The following is an 8,924-nucleotide window of genomic DNA, read 5'->3' as shown; positions in this document are numbered from 1 at the left end:
CTTTCACAGAACCGGCTCCAGGACACCCGTGAGCAGGTGTCTGGCACGGAATAAAGGATAGCTCCTTTTTGGAATGTAATCAAGCGGGACGTTACAGCTATACGCCATATGAGCAGTTTGCATTCCTGTCTTCTGTGGTTACCTGGAAAAAGGAAGGCCGTGCGTATGCTGGAAGAACCGGACGAGACTCAGGCTGATATTATGAGGGCATTTGGTTGGAAAATAGTCGGTGGGGTCTTACAGGAGATGTAGTCATATCAACCCGAAATATCGTATTTTTTACGAATAAATACGATTAATTCTATAAACTCCTGTTAGACGGGTCGGCAGGCACGGCCACGCCACGGTCCCGGTACTCGTTGCGCCAGAGATACAGCGTCGCTTCCGACACACCGGTGTCTCGGTGTACCTGGGCCACGCTCTCCGCGTTCGGCGGCATCAGCCTGCGCACCACCTTTTCCTTGAACTCCTGTGAATACTTTGCCATCTCATCGCCTCCTCGCCCCCATAACTTAGAGGATTCTTTCTGAGAAGGCGACATCTATCCTGACACAGGGGGGTTGCTGTTCAGACATAATGATACCTCCTTGGCATGGGTTCGTGGAGCCACAACCATGACACAGCCGGTTCAGGGGAAAAAGATGGGGTCATTGGGCCGCTTACGTTTGGGTGCGCAGGAAATTTTTCCGTATTTTTCACGTTAGTACCACGTCTTACAGAAGGGGGCCCAGGATCAGGGCCGTGTTTTCCAGAAAGCGCTGTCTCAGGGGACGGGCCTGCAGTTGATCATGGGTAAGTTCCCGAGCCGCGTCACAGTATTCCATTTGCAGTCTCCGGAGCCGGGAGGTGAATTTTTTGTTATAGACAAACAGCGTCAGTTCAAAGTTGAGCCAGAAGGACCGCATGTCCAGGTTGACCGAACCGATCAGGCAGAAATCATTGTCGACGCTGATGGTTTTGGCGTGGAGCAGGCCGCCGGTGAACGCCATGATGCGCACTCCCGAACGGATCAGTTCGCCGTACCGAGCCTGGCTGGCATAATGGACCAGGCGGGAATCATTTTTTTCCGGCACGATCAGGGTGACTTCCACGCCACGCATGGCCGCTGATTTAAGGGCGATGAGCAGGGCATTATCGGGTACGAAATAGGGTGTGGTAATGATCAGTTCCCGGCGCGCGGCATAGATGGTGGTAAGCAACAGGTTATGAATGGCGCCTTCGGTGATGCCGGGTCCAGAGGGCACCAGCTGGACAGGGGCATCTCCGGCCGGGGCCACGGCATGATTGTCGGAGGTGGCGGCGATATCCTGAAAGTTCTCCCCGCTTTCCATCATCCAGTCGTGGAGAAAGGAGGCTGACAATACCTCGACAATGGGACCCCGGATACGGACCATGGTGTCGATCCACTGGCCAACTCCCTGATCCTGTTTGAAGTAGCGCGGATCCACCAGGTTCTGACTGCCGGTGTATCCGATCTCGCCGTCAATGACCACGATCTTGCGGTGGTTCCGCAGATCGATGCGGACAAACAGTGCTCGCAGGATCCCGGCAGGCAGGGCCTCGACAACTTGTATCCCGTGGTGCCGCATTTTGCGTACCATGGTGGATTTGAGAAAGGGTTTGCTGCCAATGGAATCGAGCAGGATCCGGCAGGTCACACCGCGCCGGGCGGCCCGGATCAGGGCGTTTATGACTTCATCGGCCAGGCCGCCCCGGTGCCAGATATAAAACTCGAGAAAGCAGCTTGACCGGGCCTGGTTGATATCTTTGAGCAGACTGTGAAAAAAATCTTCCGAGCTGGCCAGCAGGGCAAGGTCATTGCTTGGCAGGGCCGGGATGCCCAGGATGGCATCGGCCTGGCGGTGAATGGGCTCGCATTCCGGATTGATGGAGAACCAGTCCACCTGGGGACGCTGGCTCAGCTTCCGGGCCCATTCTGCCAGCCGCTGCAAGTCGGCGGCCGCCCTCCGGGCCCTGCGCTCTCCAAGTCTATTTTCACCAAACAACAAGTAGATGATTGCCCCTGCAAAGGGAATCAGGAGAATGACCACCAGCCAGGCCATGGTCACGCTGGGTTCGCGTTTGCGCATGATAACCCGCAGGGACAGGCCGATACGGATGCCCAGGTCAGCGAGAAAAATAATCGTGGTGACGATCCAGGAAAGTTGATTCATGAGACAGGCTGGTAGAGGTTGGGCTCTGGATTGGCGGAAATTTCCTTCAGCGATACGGGCGTCCGTGAACAATTGCACATGAAATGCGCATCAGTCAAGTTTTACATTTTAAGTTTTACCGTATAAGTGGTAAGTTTGAATATTGATGTCTGCCCGGTGAGATGGCAGAAAATCAACCTGGAACCATGCAGAAAGGAGTGGAAAAAGGTGCTTAAGGGATTTTCCGCAGCCGCTGTTGCAGCGGGTATCCGCTATGAGGGACGGCTGGATATGGGCCTGATATATTCAGACACTCCGGCGGTGGCGGCTGGAGTGTTTACCACAAATCGGGTTAAGGCGGCTCCGGTGCTGCTTGACATGGAGAGGTTGCGCCATGGCCGGGCCCAGGCGATCCTGGTCAACTCCGGCAATGCCAATGCCTGTACCGGTGAGGACGGTATGCAGGTGGCTTTGGCCACCAGTGCCATGGTGGCTGAGCGGCTGGGTATCGACGCGGAGTTGGTTCAGGTGGCCTCCACCGGCGTGATCGGCGAACCCATGTCCGAAGAACCTTTTGCCCGGGCTATGGATAGCCTGGTGGGAAAGTTGTCGACCGACGGATTCGACGATCTTGCCCGGGCGATCATGACCACGGATACAGTACCCAAGACATCCAGCGCGACCATCGAGGTGGATGGCCACGAGGTCAATATCTTCGGGGTGGCCAAGGGGGCCGGCATGATCATGCCGGATATGGCCACCATGCTTTGCTTTGTCCTGACCGATGCCCAGGTTGTCTTCCCGGAACTGCGGCGCATGCTGGTAGCTGGAGTGGAGCAGTCGTTCAATCGGATTACCGTCGATGGAGACACAAGCACCAACGACTCCGTCCTGATCCTGGCCAACGGCGCGGCCGGAAATCCCTGGATAGATGAAGAGAACCGGGCTGCGGGCGATCTTTTTGCCAGCGCTCTTGACACCGTACTCAAGGACCTGGCTCTGCAGATCGTGGCCGACGGCGAGGGTGCCACAAAGCTGGTTACCATCCGTATTGTCGGGGCCAGGGATTTTGAAGGAGCCATGAGCGCGGCGCAGACTATCGCCAACTCCGCCCTTGTGAAGACAGCTTTTTTCGGTGAGGATGCCAATTGGGGGCGGATAATCGCCGCCCTTGGCCGCTCCGACTGTTCCTTCAAATCCGATCGGGTCGGTATCTGGTTTGATGAGGTACAGATGGTGAAAAACGGCCAGGGGTGTGGTCCCGAGGCCGAAGCCGAAGCCACCCGGGTGCTGAAGAAAGACAGGTTTACCGTGACCGTGGATCTCTTTGACGGCAGTGAGATTGCAGAGGTGTATACCTGTGATCTTTCACTTGATTATGTGAAGATTAACGCTGATTACCGTACCTGAGGACCTTTATTGATGTCGAAGAACATTCCTGATACCTGGTACCTGCCCGAGGAACTCGAGGTCGAGCCCTTTGTTGCGGATCTGGCCGAGGCCTTCAGGGTGGCGGTGGAGCAGGCCGGTCAGTACCGGCGGATCTTTTACGACAGTTTCGACTGGCGGCTTTACCGGAAGAAATGGCTTTTGGAGTGTACTCCGGAAGGCTGGCGGCTCTGCGAATACGGCTCTGGCCGAACCCGGGCCTTTCTGGCCGATGTCCCCTGTAAGGGGGCGTGTTTTTCCTGGGATTTTCCTGACTCATCGCTGCAACGCCTTCTGCAGGCTGTTCTGGATGTCCGTTGTCTGCTGCCCCTGGTTACTCTGGATGAGGGGCGTACCCGGATACGGATTCTCAATCGGGACGAAAAAACCGTGGCTTTCCTCTACCTGGAAGAGCTGCATGTTCAGGAAGGGGAACGGGTTCTGCGGACGGTCCGTCTGCAGGGTGTGCGTGGCTATGTGAAAAAATACAGGGCCGTGCGTCGCTTCCTCGAGCAGTATGGTATCAACGAGTCGGCACCACCCCATTTTGAGTTCGAGGAAGGACTCAAGGCCGTGGGCCGGACGCCGGGTGATTACAGTTCAAAATTCACCATCAGTCTTGATCCCGCCATGACAGCCGGCCAGGCGGCAAGGACCATCTTCCTGCAGCTGCTTGCTGTAATGGAGCGTAATTTGCCGGGAATCATCGATGATCTTGATTCCGAATTTCTCCACGATTTCCGGGTGGCAATCCGTCGCACCCGCACCGGTCTTGCCCAGTTCAAAAAAGTCCTGCCTGCCGAGATAACAGCTCTTTTCAAAAACGAGTTTGCCTGGCTCGGTCGGGTCACCGGTTCCAACCGGGACCTTGACGTCTATCTCCTTTACCGGAATGATTACCTGGCCCGGCTTCCCGATGTGCTTCGGCCCGGGCTTGACGGGTTTTTTCAGGATCTCACCCGGCGCAGGGAGGAAGAGTTCAAGCGACTTGTCCGGGCCTTGCGGGCTCCCCGGTATCGGGAAATTGTCAGTAGCTGGCGGGAGTACCTGGAATCGGAACGGGAAGAGGAAACTCCGGCCGCGGCCATGGCTGTGACGGATTTTGCCCGCCAGATCATCTACCGGCGCTACCGGAGAGTCATGAAAGACGGGCTTGCCATTACCGATTCTTCACCGGACGAGAGTCTGCACAGGCTGCGCATTCAGTGCAAGAAACTGCGCTATGCTCTGGAATTCTTTACCTCACTTTTTCCCCAAAAGGATATGACACGGGTTATCAAACAGCTCAAGAAACTGCAGAATAACCTTGGTGATTTCAATGACCTGTCTGTGCAGCAGGATATGTTGCGCCGCTATCTTTCCGAGCTTCGGGCCGGAAGCAGGAAAAATCTCCAGCTGGCCGCGGCGCTGGGAGGTCTGCTCACCAACCTGCGCCATGAACAGGAGCGGGTGCGAAACCGGTTCGCGACCACTTTTCAACGATTCGGTGACAGTGAAAATGCAGCACTGTTCAAGCGGTTATTCGCTGACTCCAGGGTACGAGGTCGTCAGAAATGAGTGTTATAGCGGTGTACAATATCAAAGGCGGAGTAGGAAAGACCGCAACCGCGGTTAACCTTTCTTACCTCTCAGCAAGCCAGGGGGTCAATACCCTGCTCTGTGATATGGATTCCCAGGGGTCGGCCACCTATTATTTTCGCATCCGGCCGGCCAGGAAGTTCAATACCAGAAAACTGCTCAAGGGCGGCAGGCACGTGGATCGCAATATCCGGGGGACCGATTATCCCGGCCTTGACCTGCTGCCGGCCGATTTTTCCTATAGAAATATCGATATTGCTCTGGATGATCTGAAAAAATCGCGCCAGCGGATATCCAGGGTGCTCAAACCGCTCAAAAAGGAATATGGCCATATATTTCTCGATTGTCCTCCCAATGTGACCCTTCTTTCCGAAAATATCTTTCATGCCGCCGACTGGATTCTGGTACCCCTCATCCCCACAACCTTGTCCCATCTTGCTCTGCAGCAGTTGCTGAACTTTCTGGAAGAAATCGGTCAGGACCGGTCCAAAGTGCTGGTCTTCTTCTCCATGGTGGAAAAACGCAAGAACATGCATGGAGAGATTGCAGGGCAGCTCGAGGGCCAGCCGGGTGTCCTTTGCAGTCGTATCCCTTTTCTTGCCGATGTGGAAAAGATGGGGCTCTACCGGCAGCCGGTGACCGCGGCTCTGCCTGCATCTGCCGCGTCTGCCGCCTACCGGGAACTGTGGGATGAAGTTTGCTCCCATATCGGGGATGAGCGGTAGACCGCGGACAGGGGACCCTGCTTGGCGGGGAATGGCTTTGACCGGTCCAGGCAGGATCTTCCCATTAGCCGTGCCCTTGCCCGTGAGATATGTTACTGGTTTTTGGTCGTCTGAATGCAGCCCTGAACATGCCAACACGGTGCGAGATCGATGAAACAGATACTGCTGTGCCGCCATGCCAAATCAAGCTGGAAAAATCCTGAGCTGGTCGATCGGGACCGGCCCCTGGCCAAACGCGGCAAGCGTGATGCGCCGCTCATGGGCCGCGAACTTTCCCGGCGCGGTGTAAGTGTGGATAGAATTCTCTGCAGTCCGGCAAAAAGAACCCGCAAGACCGCCCGCAAGATAGCCAGGGAACTCGACTTTCCCCGCCGGGATATTGTCCTGGTGGAAGAGATCTATGGTGCCGACTCCGGTATGCTGCTCCAGCTGATCCAGGCCCAGAAGAAAAAATATCATCATCTTATGCTGGTTGGGCATAATCTGGCCATAACTGATCTGGCAAACGCCCTGGGCGACCTGGATATCGCCAACGTGCCCACCTGTGGGGTGGTTGGTTTTTCCTTTCCTGTGCAGCGATGGAGAGATGTATGGCCTGGAAACGGGACTCCCCTGTTTTTCCTCTATCCGAAACTGCTTGCCCTGCACTCAGACTGACCATGGACGACAAGATAAGCAGACCCGCCCGTCTGCTCGACAGGGCAACCCTGCCGGAAGGACTTCTACCGTTGATCCTGGCCACGGTGATCGGGGCCCTGACCGGTTTTGCCGCCGTGTTCTTCATTCATCTCATCGCCTGGATCCAGCACGGCTCCTATACGGCGGCCTATTATCTGTTTCCCCATCTGGGTATGTGGACTTATGTTCTGGTGCCGGTTGGCGGAGCCCTGCTTGGCGGACCGCTGATCGCATGGTTTGCCAGCGAGGCCAAGGGACACGGAGTCCCGGAGGTCATGCAGGCCCTGGTTATGCGCGGAGGCCGCATCCGACCGCGGGTGGCCATTGTCAAGATTCTGGCCTCGGCGCTCTGTATCGGTACCGGCGGTTCGGCCGGCCGGGAAGGACCCATCGTTCAGGTCGGCTCGGCACTCGGTTCAGTGACAGGCCAGCTCCTTCATCTGTCTGACGCACGGATCAGGAACCTCGTTTCCTGTGGGGCTGCGGCCGGTATCGCCGCCACTTTCAACGCTCCCATCGCCGGGGTGGCCTTTGCCATCGAGGTCCTGATGGGTGAACTGCAGGTCCGAATGTTTGGCAACGTGGTGATTTCGGCGGTCGCGGCCTCCATTGTCAGCCAGAAGTTTCTTGGTGACCGGCCAGCCTTCACCGTCCCCTCCTATACCTTTGACTCTCCGGTGGCCATTCTCCTGTATCTGGTTCTGGGCCTGGTGGCGGCCCTGGTGGGGGTGATGTTTATTCGTATGCTGAGCTGGTTCGAGGATCTGTTCGACAACTGGCGTTTTCCCGATGTCCTCAAGCCGGCGGTGGGTGCCCTGCTTCTTGGCCTGCTCGGATTCGGCTACCTGCATCTGCCGGGGATCAGTTTTTCCGGACCAACCGAATTCCAGCTCGGCATGCCGCTGATCGAAAACATCCCCCATGTCTATGGCTCCGGCTTCACCTTTATCGAGGAGGCCCTGCATGGGCGGGTGAGTTTCTGGCTCCTTTTTCTGCTTATCTTTTTAAAGCCACTGGCTACCTCATTCACCCTGGGGTCGGGTAACTCGGGCGGCGTTTTTGCGCCCTCACTTTTTATCGGCGCCATGCTCGGAGGAGCCATGGGGGTGATATTTCAATATATTCTGCCCCAGTATGCTGGCTCTCCCGGGGCCTATGCCCTGGTAGGAATGAGTGCGGTGTTTGCCGCTGCGGCCCAGGCGCCGCTGACCGCCATGCTTATTGTCTTTGAAATGAGCAATGATTATTCCTTGATTTTGCCATTGATGGTCACAGCAGTGACCGCGACGTTTTTTGCCCAGTGGCTGTATCCGGAATCTATTTATACCGTCAAGCTCACCCGGCGCGGGATCCGATTTTCTCAGGGGCGCGACATGGATATCATGCAGGGGGTCCTGGTTCGTGAGGTCATGAATCCAGAGCCGGTCACTGTCCATGCTTCGCAGCCGCTGGCAGAACTCTACCAGAAGTTTCAGGAAACCAATTACCTGGGATTTCCGGTCCTGGACGACCAGGACCGTCTCTGGGGGATAGTTACCCTGCAGGACATGCGGAGAGCTCTTTCCCAGGACAGTGTCAAACTCCGGGGGCTCACCGTTTCAGACGTAGCTGTTCCTGATCCGATCACGGTTTATCCCGATGAGCCGATCTGGACCGCGATCCAGAAAATGGCGCCCCGCGACCTGGCGCGGTTACCGGTGGTCAGCCGCGGGGAAAAGAAAAAACTCGTCGGTCTGATCAGTCGTTCGGACATCCTCCGGGCATATGATGTGGGGTTGGTCCGTAAACAGAGGGGACAGATGCTGGAGAAGAATACCTCCCTTCGCCGGCAGAATCAAAATGAGTTCATCGAATTCTGCCTCATGGCCGATCATCAGGCTGTGGGCAGACAGCTTGGCGAACTCCCACTGCCCGGGCAGGTCAACGTGGTCTCTGTCGAGCGGGCAGGGGAGATTATCATACCCCAGCAGGATACCCGTTTCGAGGCCGGAGATATCGTGACCGTTTTTGGTCGCAAGGACGTGCTGGACCAGGTCCAGCGCATTTTTTCCTCGACCGGGGAGAAGGTGTCATGACTTCTCGGGTAAGCCACTCACCGGACTGCCTGGGCTGTCGCCATTTTTTCATCACCTACCAGGCAGGTCAGCCGCGGGGATGCCGGGCCTATGGATTCAAGAGTCGGCAGATGCCCTGGCAAGTGGTTCTGGCCAGTTCTGGAAAACCGTGCCAGCTGTTTGTTCCGAAGCCGAGAGGGAAAGGGAAATAAAGGAAAAATTATTTTAAAATCACCGGTCGCATGATAACATGGATCTGTGGGCATGAAGAACTGTCTATTCCACAGGACTAAGCTGGTTTACAGGAG

The 8,924-nt window shown here is 56.2% G+C and carries 7 protein-coding genes; 5 read left to right on the top strand and 2 right to left on the bottom strand.

Annotated elements, in window-relative coordinates; translation table 11 throughout:
• Positions 1-301 precede the first annotated feature (301 nt).
• Both ACXJJY_RS00315 and cls read right to left on the bottom strand, forming a co-directional pair.
• Positions 302-487 carry a transposase gene (locus ACXJJY_RS00315; protein WP_456384471.1) on the bottom strand — a complete coding sequence of 62 codons (186 nt, stop codon included), beginning with the start codon at positions 485-487 and terminating at the stop codon, positions 302-304.
• 226 nt (positions 488-713) lie between these two features.
• Positions 714-2,174, bottom strand: a complete 1,461-nt coding sequence (gene cls / locus ACXJJY_RS00310) for a cardiolipin synthase (RefSeq protein WP_456384469.1) — start codon at positions 2,172-2,174, stop codon at positions 714-716.
• A gap of 207 nt (positions 2,175-2,381) precedes the next feature.
• Between cls and argJ the strand changes: the two genes are divergently transcribed.
• From argJ to ACXJJY_RS00285, 5 genes are all read left to right on the top strand, one after another.
• The gene (gene argJ, locus ACXJJY_RS00305) at positions 2,382-3,563 is read left to right on the top strand and encodes a bifunctional glutamate N-acetyltransferase/amino-acid acetyltransferase ArgJ (RefSeq protein ID WP_456384477.1); all 1,182 of its coding nucleotides are present in this window, start codon (positions 2,382-2,384) and stop codon (positions 3,561-3,563) included.
• Between the two features lie 12 nt (positions 3,564-3,575).
• Positions 3,576-5,138, top strand: a complete 1,563-nt coding sequence (locus tag ACXJJY_RS00300; protein WP_456384467.1) for a CYTH and CHAD domain-containing protein — start codon at positions 3,576-3,578, stop codon at positions 5,136-5,138.
• On the top strand, positions 5,135-5,884 hold the full coding sequence (locus ACXJJY_RS00295) for a ParA family protein (protein WP_456384465.1): 750 nt from the start codon (positions 5,135-5,137) through the stop codon (positions 5,882-5,884). Before ACXJJY_RS00300 ends, ACXJJY_RS00295 begins: the two co-directional genes overlap by 4 nt.
• Positions 5,885-6,034: 150 nt before the next feature.
• Positions 6,035-6,541: a SixA phosphatase family protein gene (locus tag ACXJJY_RS00290; RefSeq protein ID WP_456384463.1), complete on the top strand. Its 507-nt coding sequence runs from the start codon at positions 6,035-6,037 to the stop codon at positions 6,539-6,541.
• Between the two features lie 2 nt (positions 6,542-6,543).
• Positions 6,544-8,637: a chloride channel protein gene (locus ACXJJY_RS00285; protein ID WP_456384461.1), complete on the top strand. Its 2,094-nt coding sequence runs from the start codon at positions 6,544-6,546 to the stop codon at positions 8,635-8,637.
• The last annotated feature ends 287 nt before the right edge of the window (positions 8,638-8,924 follow it).

The organism is Desulfolithobacter sp. (genome assembly GCF_054025815.1).
Note: the sequence above shows the minus strand (reverse complement) of the source record. Positions and strands in the feature narration are given on the sequence as shown.

Coding starts and splice junctions, on each gene's coding strand:
- ACXJJY_RS00315 (WP_456384471.1), bottom strand. CDS start 487: ATGGCAAAGTATTCACAGGAGTTCAAGGAAAAGGTGGTGCGCAGGCTG.
- cls (WP_456384469.1), bottom strand. CDS start 2,174: ATGAATCAACTTTCCTGGATCGTCACCACGATTATTTTTCTCGCTGAC.
- ACXJJY_RS00300 (WP_456384467.1), top strand. CDS start 3,576: ATGTCGAAGAACATTCCTGATACCTGGTACCTGCCCGAGGAACTCGAG.
- ACXJJY_RS00295 (WP_456384465.1), top strand. CDS start 5,135: ATGAGTGTTATAGCGGTGTACAATATCAAAGGCGGAGTAGGAAAGACC.
- ACXJJY_RS00290 (WP_456384463.1), top strand. CDS start 6,035: ATGAAACAGATACTGCTGTGCCGCCATGCCAAATCAAGCTGGAAAAAT.
- ACXJJY_RS00285 (WP_456384461.1), top strand. CDS start 6,544: ATGGACGACAAGATAAGCAGACCCGCCCGTCTGCTCGACAGGGCAACC.